The organism is Arthrobacter rhizophilus, from assembly GCF_026241105.1.
Lineage (GTDB): Bacteria > Actinomycetota > Actinomycetes > Actinomycetales > Micrococcaceae > Arthrobacter.
This window is the reverse complement of record NZ_JAPFFT010000011.1, coordinates 63,668-79,983: the sequence shown is the minus strand read 5'-3', so window position 1 is coordinate 79,983 and position 16,316 is coordinate 63,668. Positions and strand designations below refer to the sequence as shown.

The 16,316-nt window shown below is 65.6% G+C and carries 14 protein-coding genes and 1 riboswitch; of the genes, 8 read left to right on the top strand and 6 right to left on the bottom strand.

All coding sequences use genetic code 11. The features are described from left to right. Positions 1-25: 25 nt before the first annotated feature. Positions 26-649, top strand: a complete 624-nt coding sequence (locus OOZ51_RS11335; RefSeq protein ID WP_265979657.1) for a hypothetical protein — start codon at positions 26-28, stop codon at positions 647-649. Here OOZ51_RS11335 and OOZ51_RS11330 read toward each other — a convergent pair. Beyond that, positions 622-1,560, bottom strand: coding sequence for an EamA family transporter (locus tag OOZ51_RS11330; RefSeq protein ID WP_265979655.1), 939 nt, complete (start codon positions 1,558-1,560; stop codon positions 622-624). The genes OOZ51_RS11335 and OOZ51_RS11330 overlap by 28 nt on opposite strands. 72 nt (positions 1,561-1,632) lie before the next feature. On the opposite strand from OOZ51_RS11330, the gene OOZ51_RS11325 reads away from it, so the two are divergent. Next, positions 1,633-2,604 carry a LysR family transcriptional regulator gene (locus OOZ51_RS11325; protein WP_265979653.1) on the top strand — a complete coding sequence of 324 codons (972 nt, stop codon included), beginning with the start codon at positions 1,633-1,635 and terminating at the stop codon, positions 2,602-2,604. Positions 2,605-2,613: 9 nt separating this feature from the next. Here OOZ51_RS11325 and OOZ51_RS11320 read toward each other — a convergent pair whose 3' ends face one another. The 3 genes from OOZ51_RS11320 to OOZ51_RS11310 form a co-directional block, all read right to left on the bottom strand. Next, complete coding sequence (locus OOZ51_RS11320) at positions 2,614-3,141, bottom strand: SixA phosphatase family protein (protein WP_265979651.1); 528 nt, start codon at positions 3,139-3,141, stop codon at positions 2,614-2,616. A gap of 146 nt (positions 3,142-3,287) precedes the next feature. Beyond that, positions 3,288-4,157 (bottom strand): winged helix-turn-helix domain-containing protein, encoded by an 870-nt coding sequence (locus OOZ51_RS11315; RefSeq protein ID WP_265979649.1) that lies wholly within the window; start codon positions 4,155-4,157, stop codon positions 3,288-3,290. 665 nt (positions 4,158-4,822) lie between these two features. Continuing rightward, entirely contained in the window at positions 4,823-5,665 is an 843-nt protein-coding gene (locus OOZ51_RS11310; protein WP_265979647.1) for a hypothetical protein, read from the bottom strand. Positions 5,666-6,002: 337 nt separating this feature from the next. Here OOZ51_RS11310 and OOZ51_RS11305 point away from each other — a divergent pair, with 337 nt between their 5' ends. The 6 genes from OOZ51_RS11305 to OOZ51_RS11280 all read left to right on the top strand — a co-directional run bounded on the left by OOZ51_RS11305 (position 6,003) and on the right by OOZ51_RS11280 (position 15,073). Further along, positions 6,003-6,743 carry a response regulator transcription factor gene (locus tag OOZ51_RS11305; protein ID WP_184740899.1) on the top strand — a complete coding sequence of 247 codons (741 nt, stop codon included), beginning with the start codon at positions 6,003-6,005 and terminating at the stop codon, positions 6,741-6,743. 13 nt (positions 6,744-6,756) lie between these two features. Further along, positions 6,757-8,232, top strand: a complete 1,476-nt coding sequence (locus OOZ51_RS11300; RefSeq protein ID WP_265979644.1) for a sensor histidine kinase — start codon at positions 6,757-6,759, stop codon at positions 8,230-8,232. Between the two features lie 164 nt (positions 8,233-8,396). Next, positions 8,397-8,569, top strand: a riboswitch (cyclic di-AMP (ydaO/yuaA leader). Positions 8,570-8,571: 2 nt separating this feature from the next. Continuing rightward, positions 8,572-9,300, top strand: coding sequence for an aggregation-promoting factor C-terminal-like domain-containing protein (locus tag OOZ51_RS11295; protein WP_265979643.1), 729 nt, complete (start codon positions 8,572-8,574; stop codon positions 9,298-9,300). 134 nt (positions 9,301-9,434) lie between these two features. Continuing rightward, positions 9,435-10,892, top strand: coding sequence for a glycosyltransferase (locus tag OOZ51_RS11290; RefSeq protein WP_265979642.1), 1,458 nt, complete (start codon positions 9,435-9,437; stop codon positions 10,890-10,892). Then, entirely contained in the window at positions 10,889-12,976 is a 2,088-nt protein-coding gene (locus OOZ51_RS11285; RefSeq protein ID WP_265979640.1) for an ArnT family glycosyltransferase, read from the top strand. The genes OOZ51_RS11290 and OOZ51_RS11285 overlap by 4 nt, the downstream gene beginning before the upstream one ends. 6 nt (positions 12,977-12,982) lie before the next feature. Further along, positions 12,983-15,073 (top strand): ArnT family glycosyltransferase, encoded by a 2,091-nt coding sequence (locus OOZ51_RS11280; protein ID WP_265979639.1) that lies wholly within the window; start codon positions 12,983-12,985, stop codon positions 15,071-15,073. 19 nt (positions 15,074-15,092) lie between these two features. On the opposite strand, the gene OOZ51_RS11275 is transcribed toward OOZ51_RS11280, so the two are convergent. Continuing rightward, positions 15,093-15,770: an HAD-IA family hydrolase gene (locus OOZ51_RS11275; protein ID WP_265979638.1), complete on the bottom strand. Its 678-nt coding sequence runs from the start codon at positions 15,768-15,770 to the stop codon at positions 15,093-15,095. A 54-nt stretch (positions 15,771-15,824) separates the two neighbouring features. After that, on the bottom strand, positions 15,825-16,202 hold the full coding sequence (locus tag OOZ51_RS11270) for a VOC family protein (RefSeq protein ID WP_265979637.1): 378 nt from the start codon (positions 16,200-16,202) through the stop codon (positions 15,825-15,827). Positions 16,203-16,316 lie beyond the last annotated feature (114 nt).

Sequence of the window (16,316 nt, the reverse complement as noted above, 5' to 3'; positions counted from 1 at the left end):
CGGACGGTCAGGGATGATTAATCCCATGCGTCACATGGGGAACAGTGGAAAGCTCGCGATCATCTCTGCCGTTGTGTCCGCTGGTTTGCTGGTGCTCCTCGCCATCACCCTTGAGGAAACCGTGATGTACACCTTCCTGGGGGTCTTGGCGCTCGGCTACTTGGCGTGCGTCGCCGAGGTTTTCACCCGCCGCCGCTACTTCATGCTGGTTCTCGGAGCCATCTCATCGATCCTGTTCATCGCGTTCGGAATCGCGTTCCTGCGCATGTGGGGCCTCGCCTTCAACCAGGACGAGAATGCCCTGGGCAGCGCGGTGAGCACCAAGGACTCGGACATCTACTTCTACCTCGCGGCGGCTTCGGGCTGCGGTTCCCTGCTGGTCCTGTTCGTGGGGGCTGTGTGGCCATCCCGAAGTTCCCGCAAGGGACGCCCAATTCCGGCGTCCCGACCGGTTGCTCGGCAGGCACCCCGCGCGGTCCAGCGCCCTGCCTCAGCGGGCCGTCCGGCCCAACGGCCTGCGGCCCGTCCGGCGTCGGGGGTTGTGAAACGCCCCGCTCCCCGGACGCCGGCAACCCCTGCCAAGCGCCCGACGTCGGGATCCCCTATTGCGGGATCGCCAGCTCAGCGCAAGCCCGCGTCCAAGCGCTGACGATTTTCGGCCGCCGGAACTTTGGGCTTGGCGCGCTGCTGCAACACCGCCGTCGCCACACCGCCAAGCAGAAGCAGACCGCCGGCCAGTTCCGCCGTCGTCGGGACCTCTGCGATGAGGAGCCACGCCGCGGTCATTCCCACCACCGGGACCAACAGCGTGAATGGCACCACCGCCGAACTCGGGTAGAGGCTGAGCAGCCGGTTCCAGATGCCGTAGCCCACTAATGAGGCGAACACCGCCGTGTAGAGGGCGCTGAGGATGGTTGCCGGTTGCAGGTTGGTGAGGGTCCCGACGACGGCCGCCGGACCGTCCACGATCAGCGACAAGGCCGCGAGCGGCAATGGGACCACGGCACCGGACCAGACCACGAGCCCCAGGCCAGAGGCCGCCTTGGCCTTGCGCGCGATGATGTTGCCGGCAGCCCAGGACAACGCGGCGGCGAGAACGATCATGAGCGGCACCACCGGGGCCACCAAACTGCGACCCACCGCCACCAGGGCAAGCCCGGCGACACCCAACACCACCCCCGCCAGTTGGCGTTTGCTGGGTCGCTCCCCCAGGAACCGCGCAGCCAACAGCACCGTCAGGAGCACTTGCGCTTGCAGCACCAGGGAAGCGAGTCCGGCCGGCATGCCGAGAGCCATGCCCAGGTAGAGCAGGCCAAACTGCCCAGCGCTCATGAAGAGCCCGACGCCAATGATCGCCTTCCAGCTGACGTCCGGTTTGCGGACGAAGAAGATGCAAGGGAACACCACCAGTACGAAGCGGATGGCGACGAACAGCAGGGGCGGCACGTCAGCCGCGCCTCCGCTCCCGTTGCCGGGGTGGAGTCCAAAGTCGATCGCGACGAAATTCAGGCCCCAAAAGACGGCGACAAGGACGGCGAGTGCTGAGTGGCGGATATTCACGATTCAACTCTGACAGCCAAGTGGATGAAGCACCAGCGTTGAATTGTGCGTCAAATCATGTACGTTTGCTTCATGATTGAAATTGCAGCGTTGCGGGCCCTCGTAGCAGTGGAACAGCAAGGCTCCGTGGTTGCCGCTTCGGAAGCCATGGGGTTCAGTCCCTCGGCGGTCTCCCAACAGATCAAGAAACTGGAGAAGCAGAGCGGCGTGACCGTCCTGGAGCGCCACGGCCGCGGCGTGCTGCTGACGGATCGGGGCATGGCGTTGGCCGAATACGGACGGCGCATCCTGGGAGAGCTGGAAGAACTGCAGGCCACCCTGCTTGCCGACCCCGCGAAACCGAGCGGCGTGCTGCGGCTGGTGGCATTCTCCACGGCGTGCCGCGGGTTGGTGGGGCCATTGCTCGGGAAACTGGATGGATCAGGTTCGGCGGCCTCCGCCCGGGATACGGCCGGCTCTTCGGCGGGCTCTTCGGCCGCGGCGGGCTCCGGGCTTGAGATCCGGGTGGTGGCCGAGGATCCACGGGAGGCCGTCCAGAGGGTCGCAACCGGGGAAGCCGATCTCGGCGTCGTGCACAACTGGCACTCGGTACCCTTGGTCATTCCGGAGAACATGGTTCACGAGGACCTCTGCCTGGACACCGCCGACGTCCTGTTGAACTCAGCGCACCCACTGGCCGGGCGTACCGCCGTCGAGCCTTCCGACCTGGTGGGCGAACGCTGGATCAGCACGCCCGCTGGCGCCATCTGCAATGAGGCGTTGCTGGCGATCCTCGCGGGCCTGGGGCGGGTACCGGACATCCGCGTCTACGATCCCGACTTTTCCACGCATATCGCCATGGTCCAGCAGGGCGTCGCGGTGGCGCTTGTCCCCCGGCTTGGCCGGCCCGGGCTCCCCGCCGGGGTGGTGGCGGTGCCCGTGGCCAACCCGATGCAGCAACGCCAAGTGGGAATCGTGTACCGGAAGACCATGACGGCCAGCCCCAGCATCCGCCACGTTGTGCGATTGCTGCAGGACGTAGCCGCGGATCTCGACGTGGACTAGCTCGGACTACTACTTTGGGCGAGGAACAGCGAAGTGGGTCAGGCGTGCATCCTGCCCATCAAGTTCGGCCCAGGGCTTCTCCAGTTCCATCACTGTCATGGCACTGGTCGGATAGCGCGTGGCGGCGTCCATGTAGGCGTCGTGGTCCGAGTCGCGGGACGCCAAGTGCATGGCGAGGTCCTGCACACCCGGCATGTGCGAGAAAATCATGAGCGTGGTGACGGTCTCCGGCACGTGATTGATGACGGTCAGCATGCGCTGCGCGGAGGCGGCGTACAGGCCGTCCTCGAGTTTCGGCGTCGGCGCCTTGTCCCCCAGTTCGCTGCATACCCAAGTGCAGGTCTGGCGGGTACGCAGCGCGGACGAACACAGGATAAAGTCCGGAACCACATGGTGTTTCAGGAGCCATTTCCCGGCAAGTGGCGCTTCCCGGTGGCCACGCTCTGCAAGGGGCCGTTCATGATCCGGCACCCCGACAGGCCAGTCCGATTTCGCATGCCGCATGATCACCAGCCGTTTGATGTGGTGCTCGCTCATCCCCCCACCCTACTATCCCAACTGACTGGCACTAGTTGTCGTTTTGGGGCGCGTAAACGACAACAACTGCGAGTTAGTTGGGTTGGCCAGGAACGCTAAGGCGCCCGCCCCCTAGACAGGGAGCGGGCGCCTTGAGCGGGTGGAGACTAGATCGAGTATTCCGGAGCGGCCCAGACAATGACCTCGGGGTGCTCGTAGAAGCGGTAGCCTTGGCCGCGCACGGTGCGGACGGTGTTCGCGAGGCGGCCGAGCTTGGAGCGGAGGCGCCGGATGTGGACGTCGATGGTGCGCTCGTTGGGGACCTCTTCGGCGTTGCGCCACAGGCCCTCGAGGAGTTCATCGCGGCCCACAGTGCGGGTGCCGTTTTCGACGAGGTAGTTGAGGAGCTCGAACTCCTTGAACGTGAGGTTCAGGGATTCGCCGTCGAGGTGCACTTCGCGGCGGGCCAGGTCGATCAAGACGCCGGACGGGCGAGCCTCCTGTGCCGGCTGCGGGCGGAGCGCCTCGGAACGCTGGCGGTTGCCAACGGTCGGGTCACCGAAAGTCGAGCGGACTACGTCGAGCGCCGAACCCGGCGCGCCGGCCGGGGCTACCGCGACGGCGGCGTAGCTTTCGGCGCCGGAAACGAGGGACTGTGCGTAGGCACGGATTTCCTGGGCAAGCTTGGCGATGGATGTTCCGGCAGCCGCCGCGGTGTCTTCATCGATGCCCATGTAGAGCACGAACCCACGGGCCACATTGTCGTTGGCAACGGGGCGGATGGCGCGGTCGGCGGGAGCCAAGACAGGCGTGGGTGCAGTCATCGGCGAGGCCTCGTTGGCGGGAACGGCGCGGAGCTGGCCGTAAGAGTTGGGGTTGTAGCCCTGGGGCACGTAACCGGGCGCCTGGCTGCCGCCCTGTGGTGCAGGCTGGGCATAGGCCGGGCGGTTGCCGAAGCCGGGACGAAGGCCGGCGTTCGACGCAGCCTTGTTGGCGTTACGGACGGAGATGTGGACGTATCCGGATGCAACTGACATGGATTGCTTACCTCAAAGTGAATAGCCGTCATCGCGGCTTCGAATGCTGGTCTGATCCCCGCAATGAGATGGGGAGGGGCGCCCGACGCTGGGCAGGGGGCGAATGCCTGAAACTTTTTGGGGTCGAAAGTTAGGCATGCATTCGACAACAGCTCATCGAAAAACCAGCGGGTGTGCTGGGTCCGATCGCTGCGGCTGCAGATGCTGTTGAGTTCTTGTTCACATTTGAAGTGTGCAACGTAACAAAGGGAACTTGCAAGTAACAAAGGATCAAACCGTCCACATTTTGAGACGAATCGCACTATTGTGCCGCATGTCACAATTCAAGCATGTCCAAATGTGACCCATTCTCGTTCGTCACAATGGCCGTCTGGAACGCAATATTCGAAGATAATTTGATAGATGTGCCAATTTTTGAATCTTAAGTCACGTCACGCGCTTGCCTTTGAATCTCGAGATATGAAACAACCCTTGTCCAATCCCGAATCTGCGTCTCATGAAAATTTTCCGGCAAATCGTCTGCTAGGGGCCTTGCAATCGCCCCAGCGGAGACGCCGTCCTGACCCTCTTTGCCTTCGGAAAGCGCTTGCGACGCGGCGAATCGCGCCGTTCTGAGGCCAAAGCGCGGCAAAGAGGGTCAGGACGGACAGGTGGAGCACCCATCATTAGTTGGTGGTGCCGGTCCCTTGGGTGGTGGTCGAGGTCGTGGCAGTCACGATCTGGATGGACTGGGCCGTGTACTTATCGGAATCCTTGAGCGCGGTGACCCTCACGCTGGATCCGGATTTCACATCGGCAAGGGTCAGGGTGGTGCCGCTGGTTCCACTTCCACGTTGCCGCACGCCCTCCGCCACCACAACGTCCGTTCCAAGGACGTAGGTTCGGGTGAATCCATCCTCGCTCTTGACGGTCATGGAGTTCGCCGAGATGTCGGTGACCGAGCCCAGCTGCCCCGCCATGGTGGCGTAGCTACCGTTTTGGAGAACCACGTACTCAGAATGGATGGCCGCATTCAGGCCGCCCATTCCCACACCGAGGCCGCCCGGGCCGGCGTTCGTGCCACCCGGGCCACCGAATCCGCCCTGGGCGTTCTGCCCGGCCTGTCCCGCGGCACCGGGTCCAAGGGCATTGCCGGTATCAGCAGCAGTTCCATTTCCAGCAGCGTATGCACCCGCTCCGGCCGCCGCAGCGACGACGACGGCGACCCCTCCGACGACGAGCCCCTTCTTCAGGGTCCAGTTCTTGAAGAACGAGGGACGGGGCTGCCCGGGGGTGTATTGCGGCGGGGCACCCCAGCCGGCCGCCGGTTGTCCCGGCTGCTGGTTAAGCGGCTGCTGGTTAAGCGGCTGCGGCGGCGCACCCCACCCAGCGGCGGGCTCCCCGGCCAAAGGCTGTCCGGAATCATCAAGGGGCCGGATCACAGGCTGCTGCTGCTCATTCCCCGGTACGGCCCCCGGTACGGCCCCAGGTACGGCCCCAGGTACGGAGGGGTTGTTTTGCTGATCCATGGTGTTCTCCATCGAAGTCGGGACTGTTTGGGTCGTAGTTTTCCTTGTCCCAAACAGCGTCAGCCGCTTTGCTGTGTGCGGGCTGTGCCGCACTGCAGGCCTTCCTGTGACCTGCGGCAGTGTTGCGTCGGATTCTGCTGGATCATTCGCGGCGAGCTTGTGCCAGGGCCAGTGATCGCGCGGATCGACTGGCTGAACCAAGGAGTGATCCAGCAGAATCCGACGCCGCCCCTCCTCGAACCGGCACAACCTTTGGACAGGTGGCTAGGCTGAGACTCACAGGGTGCTCACAGCATTGGCAAAGCACCGGCAAACCGGCAGATTGGAGAGTTGTCCCATGGCATCCTCGCACTCCATGACAAACAACCTTCCCCAGCTCAGCCACCCGGACGGTTCCCCCATCCGCGCCCTTGTGGTGGACGACGAACCCAGCCTCGCCGAGCTCATGAGCATGGGCCTCCGCATGGCGGGTTGGTCGGTGGCCGTGGCCGGCGACGGTCCAGCGGCGGTCAAGCTCGCCAAGGACTTCCGGCCGGATGTCCTGGTGCTGGACGTGATGCTTCCAGGGTTCGACGGCGTTGAGCTGCTGGGCAGGATCCGCGCCTTTGCGCCTGAGGTTCCTGCGCTCTTCCTCACTGCGAAGGACGACGTTCAGGACCGCATCGTCGGGTTGGCCGCCGGCGGGGACGATTATGTCACCAAGCCGTTCAGCATGGAGGAAGTCCTGTTGCGGCTGCATCGCTTGGTCCAGCGTTCGGGCGTTGCCGCGATGGACACAGCCGAGCTGGTTGTGGGTGACTTGACCCTCAACGTGGACACCCGGGAGGTCACCCGCGGGGGCGAAGACATCCAGCTCACGGCAACCCAGTTCGAGCTCCTTCGCTACCTCATGGAAAATCCCAAGCGCGTGGTCAGCAAGGCCCAGATACTGGACCGCGTGTGGGACTACGACTTTGGCGGCCAAGCCAACATCGTGGAGCTCTACATCTCATACCTGCGCAAGAAGATCGAAGCCAACCACCCGCCCATGATCCACACTGTGCGCGGTGCCGGCTACGTCATCAAGCCCGCCGAATAGCCCGGGACGCCGAATGTCCGCACTCTCGGGTATCCCCCGCCAGACCGATCATCAATGGTTCGATCCTTCAACCTGGCACCTGCGCACACGCCTGATCCTGGTCTCCATGGCACTCCTGGTGGCCATCTGCGGAGCCGTGGGCGTGGTCAGCTACGCCTCCATGGACGTGTTCCTCACGAAGCAGCTCGACCAGCAATTGATGCAGGCTTCCCATGGCCGCCCGCCCATAGGTGATCCGAATGGACGCCCAGATCCTCTGGACGCCCGGGGCCAGAGCATCGGCACGCTGAATGCACGTATTCTTGGCAGCCAGGTGAGCAGCGCCGGGTTCTTGTCCTCCGATGCCACCCGTACGTCCTTGTCGCCCAACGATGCCGGAATCCTGTTGGCTCTCCCCCACGATGGCCACCCGGTTGATCGGACCCTTTCCAACGGCGGTTACCGGCTGGTTGCCACTGAAACTCCTTACGGCGATGTTGTCATCACGGGCCTGCCGCTCGCCTCGAAAGAGGACACCGAGGCCTCGCTCGTGTGGACCATGGTGCTGGTGTCCTTGGGCGGGCTGGTCCTGATCGGGCTGGCCGGAACCGTGCTGATCCGCCGCACCATGCGCCCCTTGGAGCAGCTCTCGGACGTCGCCACGAAGGTGTCGAAGCTTCCGCTCGACGCTGGCGAGGTGGCCCTCGCGGTGCGCGTCCCGGCGTCGGCGGCCCACCCCGGCACCGAGGTGGGAAGCGTCGGCCATGCTTTGAACCTGATGTTGGACAACGTGTCCAGCGCCCTAGAGGCGCGCCAGCAAAGCGAAACAAAGGTGCGCCAGTTCGTGGCCGACGCCTCACACGAGCTGCGCACTCCGCTGACCGCCATCCGCGGCTACACCGAGCTCTTGCGCATGACGGAGACGTTCACCGAGGACGGCCGCAAGTCGCTGGGCCGGGTGCAAAGCCAGTCCGAACGGATGACCACCCTCGTGGAGGACCTCCTCTTGTTGGCCCGGCTGGACGAAGGGAAGGCCCCCGAGTTCACCGATGTGGATCTCACGCAGTTGGTGATCGAAACCGTCAGCGACGAAAAAGTCATGGCCCCCGAGCACATCTGGCAGCTCAAGCTCCCGGATGAGCCCCTCACGGTCCGCGGCGACACTACGCAGCTCCACCAGGTTTTGGCGAATCTGCTCTCCAACGCCCGCAAGCACACTGAGGCGGGAACCACGGTAGTCACGGGAGTCATGCGCTCGGCCGATGGCAGCGCCGTTGTCACCGTGACCGACAACGGGCCCGGCATTCCGCCTGAATTCCAAGGCAGGATCTTCTCGCGCTTTGCCCGTGCCGACGCCGCCCGTTCCGGTTCCGAGGGCACGTCCGGGCTCGGCCTGTCGATCGTGGAATCGATCGTTCATGCCCATGGAGGCACCGTCGAGGTGGCCTCGCGTCCCGGCCGGACGGAGTTTGCCGTGCGGCTTCCAGCGCTCAGAACCGTGACGGCCTGAAGGTCTGCCGAGAAGACCGCGACGCCGGAGCGTGGCAAGCGCAAGTCGGCGCACCGGCATCGTGATCTCCGTTACCTAAATGTGACTTAACCGGAGTCCTCCTGTACCGTCGAATGGGTGCGCGGGATCATTCCGGCCACCGCCGGGTAGGCGCCGAGCTCTGCCACTCCCCGGTGCCCAAACTCCAGGCAGAGACGGGGGACCCAGGTCTCCGGGCAAACGCTCATGTTGAGCCAGCCCTAGGGGTGAAGCCGTACCGCCACGATTCCCAGTGGCCACGGCCGGATGACCTCATCCGAATCCGACAGCTAACTCCGCAGGCGTCGAGAGGCAATCACCATGTCTGGTTCCAAGAATCAGTCGCGCCCTGTTGCGCGCCACCGCGGCGAAACTGCCCGGAAAAACAAGTCCCGTTCCACCCTGAGGCGAGCCGCCGCCAACCTAGGCACCAGCCAGCGCATGGCAGTTGTTGCCGGCGTCGTAGCCGTGTTCCTCGGGGCAGGCGCCGCCACCCAGGCCGCCGGTCAAGCCATCAGTGCCCAGGACATGAGCCGCACGGCCGAATCGCGCGCGGTTGCAGAGCACAACGCGACGCCGTCCGCCACCGCCACGCCATCGGCTAGCGAGAGTGCCAAGCCGAGCACCGCTCCGGCGCAGGCACCCGCTCCCGTTCCTGCCGCCGTCGCACCCCAGGCTGCCGCACCGGCCGCTCCCGTGGCACCTCCCGCTCCGGCAGCCCCGGCTGTGCATGTCGCCGTCGATGACCCCGCCGGCGCCCAGGCTTACGCCGCGAGCATGCTTTCCTCCTACGGGTGGGGCCAGGGCGAAATGTCCTCCTTGATGACCTTGTGGAACAAGGAATCCGATTGGCGGACCACTGCCACCAACGCCTCGAGCGGCGCTTACGGCATTGTGCAGTCGCTGCCGGGCGAAAAGATGGCCTCCGAAGGCCCCGATTGGCAGACCAACTACCAGACCCAGATCCGCTGGGGCCTGAACTACATCAAGGAACGCTACGGATCCCCGTCTGCGGCTTGGGCCTTCCACTTGGCCCACAACTGGTACTAAGCGCGCAAAGTACGTAGAGGTCCGTCCCTTCAGGGGGCGGACCTCTACTGCATTAATCAGGCCTCCCCTACATCCACAGCCGCGTCACAGGTTCCGCCTAAAGGACTCATAATCGGCGGCGGCACTCTGGATACATGACGCTCATCGAATCCACCACAGGAACCCTGAAGGACCCCGCGGTGGTGCCGCCGGGCCTCCCGATTCAACCCAGAACCCCCATTCAACGCAGCACTGCCGTTCAATACAGCACTGCCGTTCAATACAGCACTGTGCGGCGCGCCCCCGTGGACATCCACACCACAGCCCCCGTCCTCGACGTCACGATCCCCGTCTTCAACGAGGAGCGCGACCTCGAAGAGTGCCTGCGCAGGCTTCACGGCCATTTGCGCGAATCTTTCCCTCACGGCTTCCGCATCACCGTGGCCGACAACGCCAGCACGGACAGCACCCTGAAAATCGCCGAACGGCTGGCCAGGGAATTGCCGGAGCTCGTGGTGGTCCATTTTGAGGAGAAGGGACGCGGCAACGCGTTGCGCAAGGTGTGGCTCGCATCGCCGTCGCCCGTTCTGGCCTACATGGACGTGGATCTGTCCACGGATCTCGCGGCACTGGCACCCCTTTTGGCGCCACTGATCTCCGGCCATTCGGACCTCGCCATCGGCACAAGGCTGACCCGAAACTCCCGGGTTGTCCGCGGCCCCAAGCGCGAATTCATCTCGCGCAGCTACAACCTGATGCTGCACTCGTTCATGGGCGCCCGCTTCAGTGATGCCCAGTGCGGCTTCAAAGCGATCCGGGCCGACGTTGCCCACCAGATCCTCCCCCACACCATGGACAACTCGTGGTTCTTCGACACGGAACTTTTAGTCCTCGCGGAACGCTGCGGCCTCAGGGTCCACGAAGTGCCCGTGGACTGGATCGACGATCCCAATTCCAGCGTCGACGTGGTGCGCACCGCGCTGGCCGACATCCGCGGCATGGTCCGGCTCACGCGGGACCTCCTCTCCGGACGCATTCCCATCCCGGAACTCCGTGCGGCCCTTGCCCGCGGCCCGCTCCCGGCGTCGTCCCGTGCGGCAGAACAGAATCCGCGCAGCAGCCTGTTCGGGCAACTGGTCCGGTTCGCCGCGATCGGTGCCGCGTCGACCCTCGCCTACGTGCTCATCTTCTTGTTTTGCCGCGGTTTCATGGACCCGCAGCTGGCCAACTTCCTTGCGCTGCTCATCACGGCCATCGCCAACACCGGCGCCAATCGGCGCTTCACGTTCGGCATCCAGGGCGGCAATCCCGTACGGCATCACTTCGAGGGATTGATCGTCTTCGGCATCGGCCTTGCGCTCACTTCCGGGGCGCTCGCCTTGGTGCACAGTACGACGACGCCGGACCGCTGGGGCGAGCTCCTCACCGTGGTCGGGGCAAACCTCGCCGCCACTGCGGTCCGCTTCCTGTTGTTCCGGCTGTGGGTCTTCCGGCGGCCCGGAACACGGCCGGCGCCGCCTCCGCTGCCGGTCCCGTCGGCGGAGGCGCGGCCGGAGCCCGCGATCGAATCAACCTCACCAGACAGCCCGCTCACAGAAACGGCAGCATCATGACCTCCACGATCTCTCACGCAGGCACAGAGCCCGCCGCCGGAACTGTCACTTCTGGCTCTGGGGACACAGCCCACGGCAGTCGCTCCACAGGCCCATCAACTCCCGGGGCCCCGGGAGTCACTCCCCGCTGGACCCGATACGCCTTTGGCAGGCAGCCCCGCTGGGTACGGCCGTCCGCCGCCGGGCTTCTCGTGGCCACCGCGTTCCTGTATCTGTGGAACCTCGCGGCCACCGGCTACGGAAACTCCTTCTACGCCGCGGCCATCCAGGCAGGTACCAAGGACTGGACAGCATTGCTGTTCGGTTCGCTCGACGCAGGCAATGCCATCACGGTGGACAAGCCACCGGCATCGCTATGGATCCCGGCCTTGGTGGGCCGGATCTTCGGCTTCTCGTCCCTAAGCATGCTGGTTCCTGAGGCACTGATGGGCGTAGCCGCCGTCGGCTTCCTCTATCTGGCGGTCAAGCGCGTGTCCGGACCGGGCGCAGGCTTGCTGGCCGGTGGCGCGCTGGCGCTGACCCCCGTGGCCGCGCTCATGTTCCGCTTCAACAACCCCGACGCCATGCTGACCCTATGCCTGGTGGTGGCGGCGTACTTCACCACTCGCGCTATTGAACGCGCGGGCTGGAAGTGGCTCGCCGCAGCCGGAGCCGTGGTGGGTCTGGCCTTCCTGAGCAAGATGCTGCAGGGTTTCCTGATTGTTCCGGGCCTGGGACTCGCGTACCTCTGGGCCGCCCCCACCCCGTTGCGGCGGAGGCTGCTGCACCTGCTCGGCGCACTGGCCGGTATCGCAGCAGTGGCAGGCAGCTACATCGCTCTTTTCCAACTGACTCCGGCTTCGGCACGGCCTTACATGGCAGGGTCGACAACCAACAGCTTCCTCGAGCTGACCTTCGGCTACAACGGGCTGTCCCGCATTACGGGCTCGGGCGAAGGCATGCCCGGCGGCGGAGGCGGTGCAGCCGGTGCTCCAGCAGGTGGCCTGGGCGGCTTCGGTGGCGGCGGTAGCGGTGGCGGCAACGCCGGCTTCGGTGGAGCTGCGGGGATCGCCCGCATGTTCGGCACGAGCTTCGGCGCCGAGGTCTCCTGGCTTCTGCCTGCGGCCTTGATCCTGCTGGCTGCCGGCCTGTGGTTCACCCGCCGGGAAGCACGAGCCTCGCGTACCCGGGCCTCGTTGATCCTGTGGGGTGGCTGGCTTCTGGTCACCGCGGGCGTCTTCAGCTTCATGAGCGGCATTGTCCACCCGTACTACGCAGTAGCCCTCGCCCCGGCAATCGCGGCCTTGGTGGGCATCGGCAGTGTGGAACTGTGGCGGGGCCGCGGGTACTGGCCCGCCAGGATCATCCTGGCCGTGGTGGTCCTCGGCAGTTCGGTCTGGTCCGCGGTTCTTCTGGGCCGTGATACCTCGTGGCTTCCCTGGCTGCGCATCGTGATCGTCGTCCTGGGCGTGGTGGCCGCCGCCGCAATCCTGCTTCGCCTCGACTCAGTACGGCCCGCCGGCCGGTTCCGCAGCGCGGCGGCCGCAGCCGTCGTCGTCGTTTCCCTCCTGGCGGGCGGCCTCGGCACCGCGGCGTGGACGCTCGCGACGGCGGCTACCGCACACTCCGGTTCCATCCCGACGTCGGGTCCCAGCGGCTCCGCCATGGGCGGTTTCGGAAACCGCGCCGGGTTCGGCGGCCGGGATTTGGGTACGGGAGATACGACAGGCGCTCCGACCCAGGCCGCAGGCGGCCCGGGTGGCGAGGGGACGGCCGACGCCGGACTGACCGCGCTGCTGACGTCCACCACCACCAAGTGGTCCGCGATCGTTTCCGGCGCCACCCAGGCGGCCAGCCTCGAGCTCGCAACGAACACCAACGTGATCGCACTCGGTGGCTGGAACGGCGGCGACCCCTACCCCACGCTGGCACAGTTCCAGGACATGGTAGCCAAGGGACAGATCGGCTACTTCATCGCTGGCGGCGGCATGGGCGGCGGTGGATTCGGCGGCCAAGGCGGAAACTCCGAGGTGGCTGCTTGGGTCCAGGCAAACTTCCAGGCCCAGACTGTCGGCAACTCCACCGTCTACAAGCTGACAAAGTAGCCTCCGATGACCACTTCCTACTCGACAGACACCGGCTCGAAGCCGGACACCGATCCCACATCAGAGCACGAGGCTCCACCCCTGCCGTTGGTCTCGCGATCCCGCTTGATACTTCTGCCGCGAACACAAGCGCCGCAAGTCCAGGACGGCCGGTCCCGCATTGGCCGAAGCCGCCAAACCCTTCGCCACCGCGTGGAACTGGCCAGCGTGCTCGTTGCGACGGCGGTCCTGTACCTCTGGAACCTCGGTGCTTCCGGCTGGGCCAACCCGTTCTATTCCGCGGCAGCCCAGGCCGGTTCGCAGGATTGGGCTGCCTGGTTCTTCGGATCCTCCGACGCCGCCAACTCCATCACCGTGGATAAACCGCCGGCATCGCTGTGGATCATGGGCCTCTCGGTGCGGATCTTCGGACTGAGTTCCTGGAGTGTCCTGGTTCCCGAGGCGCTCATGGGAGTAGCGACGGCCTGGCTGCTGTACTTGGCAGTGCGGCGAACCGGGGCCCCGGCAACGGGCGATCCTCGGCTCGCCCACCGAGCGGGGCTGCTGGCCGCCGTCGTCATGGCCATCACGCCTGTAGCCACGCTGATGTTCCGCTTCAACAACCCGGACGCCCTGTTGGTGCTGCTCATGACGGCTGCCGGGTACGCCACGCTGCGGTCCATCCAAGACAACAAGCTGCGCTGGCTCCTGCTGGCCGGGGTGTTCCTGGGCTTCGGGTTCCTCACCAAACAACTCCAGGTCCTGCTGGTGGTTCCTGGATTCGCCGTTGCCTATGTGGTCGCCGCGCAGGGTGGAGTGGGCCGTCGGCTGCTTCGGTTGCTGAGCGCAGGGGCAGCCATGGTGGGAGCCGCTGCTTGGTGGCTCGCCGTCGTCGAACTCATTCCGGCGAACATGCGTCCTTACATAGGCGGCTCCCAGAACAACTCAATCCTGGAACTGACGCTCGGCTACAACGGCCTGGGCAGGCTCAGCGGCCAGGAGACCGGCAGCGTTGGCGGCGGCAATGGTTGGGGCGTTCCCGGCCTGTTCCGGATGTTCAACAGCGAGTTCGGCGGCCAGATCGCGTGGCTGCTGCCTTCCGTGCTGATCCTCGGGGCGGGGCTGCTGTGGCTGGGTCGACGTGCCCCTCGCGCGGATGCCGTCCGCGCCTCGGTGATCGTGTGGGGCGCGTGGGTGCTCGTCACCGGACTGGTCTTCAGCTTCATGGCCGGCATCATCCATCCCTACTACGCTGTGGCCCTGGCTCCGGGCATCGCCGGGCTAGCCGGCCTGGGCGGGGTGCTTTTGTGGCAGCGTCGCGGCCAGCTCGTCGCCGCGGCACTGCTTGCCGCAGCCGTGGCCGCGGCCGGATTCATGGCCTTCGATCTTCTGGGCAGCACCACAGCGTATGGCCCATTCCTACGCTGGCTGGTGCTGTTGGGCGCCTTGGTGGCCGCGGCCGCGCTGCTGCTCGCCGGGCGCTTCACCTCCCGCATCTTCCAGCGCACGACGGCGGCGCTCGCTCTCGCGGCGTCGCTCGCCGGCCCCCTGGCGTACTCGATCTCAACCGCATCCGCGACGCACAGCGGTGCAATCGTCAGTGCGGGTCCGACCACTGGATTCGGTGGCTTCGGCGGAGGTGGCAGGGGAGGTTTCGGACAAGCCGGCCTTGGCCAAAACACCGCCCAAAACACGCCGCCGCAAGCACTCCAGCAGGGCACGCAGGGCGGCTTTGGCGGGAACCGGCAAGGTGGCGGCATGGGCGGCCTGCTCGGCGCCACCACGCCGTCGTCGGAGTTGGTTGCCGCATTGAAAACCGGCGCGTCGAGCTACACCTGGGCGGCCGCCGTCGTAGGTTCCAACAACGCGGCGGGCTACCAGCTTGCCACTGAACTGCCCGTCATGGCGGTGGGCGGATTCAACGGAACGGATCCGTCCCCTACGCTCGAGCAGTTCCAGCAACTCGTGGCACAGGGCAAGATCCACTACTTCATCGCCGGCGGCACCATGCAGGCTGATAGTGGATCGGCGGCTCCGGCCCAGATTGCGCAATGGGTGGCCGCGAACTTCCAGGCGCAAACCATCGGCGGGACCACGGTGTACGCGCTGGCCGGCTGAGCTGCCTGGCCTCGACCGGTTAGAACCGCAGTTCGATGACCCTGCGGCCCGAAGCGTCCAGAACGGCTGTGGCAGAGACGGCGGAGTAATCCGCGATCTGCCACAGCCTATCTGCCACGTGGCCACCGGCGTCGCCCACTACGACCGTCCTCATTCCGGCGGCGAGCGCTGCAGCGATGCCCGCCGGAGCGTCCTCGAAAACGACGACGTCGGCCGGCTCGGCGCCGAGCAGCGCGGCAGCCGTGAGGTACCCCTCCGGGTCCGGCTTGCCGCGGGTCACGGCCTCGGAGGTCACGGTTGTAGCCGGCATGCCGAGGCCGGCTGCTTGCATGCGCACCCCGGCGAGGATCCGATCGGCCGAGGTGACCATCGCGACGGCGTCGGCAGGCAAGGACTCCAGCAGCTCCGCGGCTCCGGGCAATGCCACAATCCCGTCCGTCCGCGTCCGCTCCATCTCCCCGAGTTCCTCGGCGAGCGCGTCGATGTCAGCTCCCGCCGGGGCGAAGCGGCGCACCGTGTCCTTGGCCTGGACGCCGTGGGAGGTCCGCAGGATCTCCTCGATGTCCAGTCCATAGCGGCTGGCGAATTCGCTCCACACCTGTTCCACGATCGCGGTGGAGTCCACCAAGGTACCGTCCATATCGAAGAGAACAGCCCGGACGGTCAGGGTTTTCACGGATTCAGCAGGCAGGTTCATGCATCCATCCTGCCCGCACGGCCCGGCCGCACACTAACTTTTACGGCGTGAGTCCTAGCCGTTGGGCCTGCTGGGGATGTACTGGACAGCCCATTTGTTGCCGTCCGGATCGGCGAAGTACACAAAGTGGCCCCAATCCTGGACGTCGATCTCGCTGACTTCCACGCCGTTGGCCTTCAGTTGGTCGTGTGCCTCCTGAATGTCGCCCACCACCATCTGCAGGCTGGGAGCAGTGCCGGGAGGGGCATCGTTGAGGCCCTCGCCGATGCAGATGGAGCAGGCCGAGCCTGGCGGAGTCAGCTGGACAAAGCGGATGCCGTCCATGGGCCGCTCGTCGTAGTCGGCATTGAAGCCCACCTTGTTGACGTAGAAATCCTTGGCGCGGTCCACATCGGACACAGGGACAAACACAAGTTCGAGTTTCCAGTCCATGTGCCAAAGGCTATCGGCGGAGCCGGAAAACTGGTAGAGGGCAATCGCTCCGGCTCCGCGGCAACGCCGAGACCGTGGGTGTGGGCCGGGGGGGGGGGGGGGGGGGCGGCGCGC

What these genes read in the sequence shown, in the direction of transcription:
- OOZ51_RS11335 (WP_265979657.1), top strand. Translation starts at nt 26, where the DNA reads ATGCGTCACATGGGGAACAGTGGAAAGCTCGCGATCATCTCTGCCGTT.
- OOZ51_RS11325 (WP_265979653.1), top strand. Translation starts at nt 1,633, where the DNA reads ATGATTGAAATTGCAGCGTTGCGGGCCCTCGTAGCAGTGGAACAGCAA.
- OOZ51_RS11320 (WP_265979651.1), bottom strand. Translation starts at nt 3,141, where the DNA reads ATGAGCGAGCACCACATCAAACGGCTGGTGATCATGCGGCATGCGAAA.
- OOZ51_RS11315 (WP_265979649.1), bottom strand. Translation starts at nt 4,157, where the DNA reads ATGTCAGTTGCATCCGGATACGTCCACATCTCCGTCCGTAACGCCAAC.
- OOZ51_RS11310 (WP_265979647.1), bottom strand. Translation starts at nt 5,665, where the DNA reads ATGGATCAGCAAAACAACCCCTCCGTACCTGGGGCCGTACCTGGGGCC.
- OOZ51_RS11305 (WP_184740899.1), top strand. Translation starts at nt 6,003, where the DNA reads ATGGCATCCTCGCACTCCATGACAAACAACCTTCCCCAGCTCAGCCAC.
- OOZ51_RS11300 (WP_265979644.1), top strand. Translation starts at nt 6,757, where the DNA reads ATGTCCGCACTCTCGGGTATCCCCCGCCAGACCGATCATCAATGGTTC.
- OOZ51_RS11295 (WP_265979643.1), top strand. Translation starts at nt 8,572, where the DNA reads ATGTCTGGTTCCAAGAATCAGTCGCGCCCTGTTGCGCGCCACCGCGGC.
- OOZ51_RS11290 (WP_265979642.1), top strand. Translation starts at nt 9,435, where the DNA reads ATGACGCTCATCGAATCCACCACAGGAACCCTGAAGGACCCCGCGGTG.
- OOZ51_RS11285 (WP_265979640.1), top strand. Translation starts at nt 10,889, where the DNA reads ATGACCTCCACGATCTCTCACGCAGGCACAGAGCCCGCCGCCGGAACT.
- OOZ51_RS11280 (WP_265979639.1), top strand. Translation starts at nt 12,983, where the DNA reads ATGACCACTTCCTACTCGACAGACACCGGCTCGAAGCCGGACACCGAT.
- OOZ51_RS11275 (WP_265979638.1), bottom strand. Translation starts at nt 15,770, where the DNA reads ATGAACCTGCCTGCTGAATCCGTGAAAACCCTGACCGTCCGGGCTGTT.
- OOZ51_RS11270 (WP_265979637.1), bottom strand. Translation starts at nt 16,202, where the DNA reads ATGGACTGGAAACTCGAACTTGTGTTTGTCCCTGTGTCCGATGTGGAC.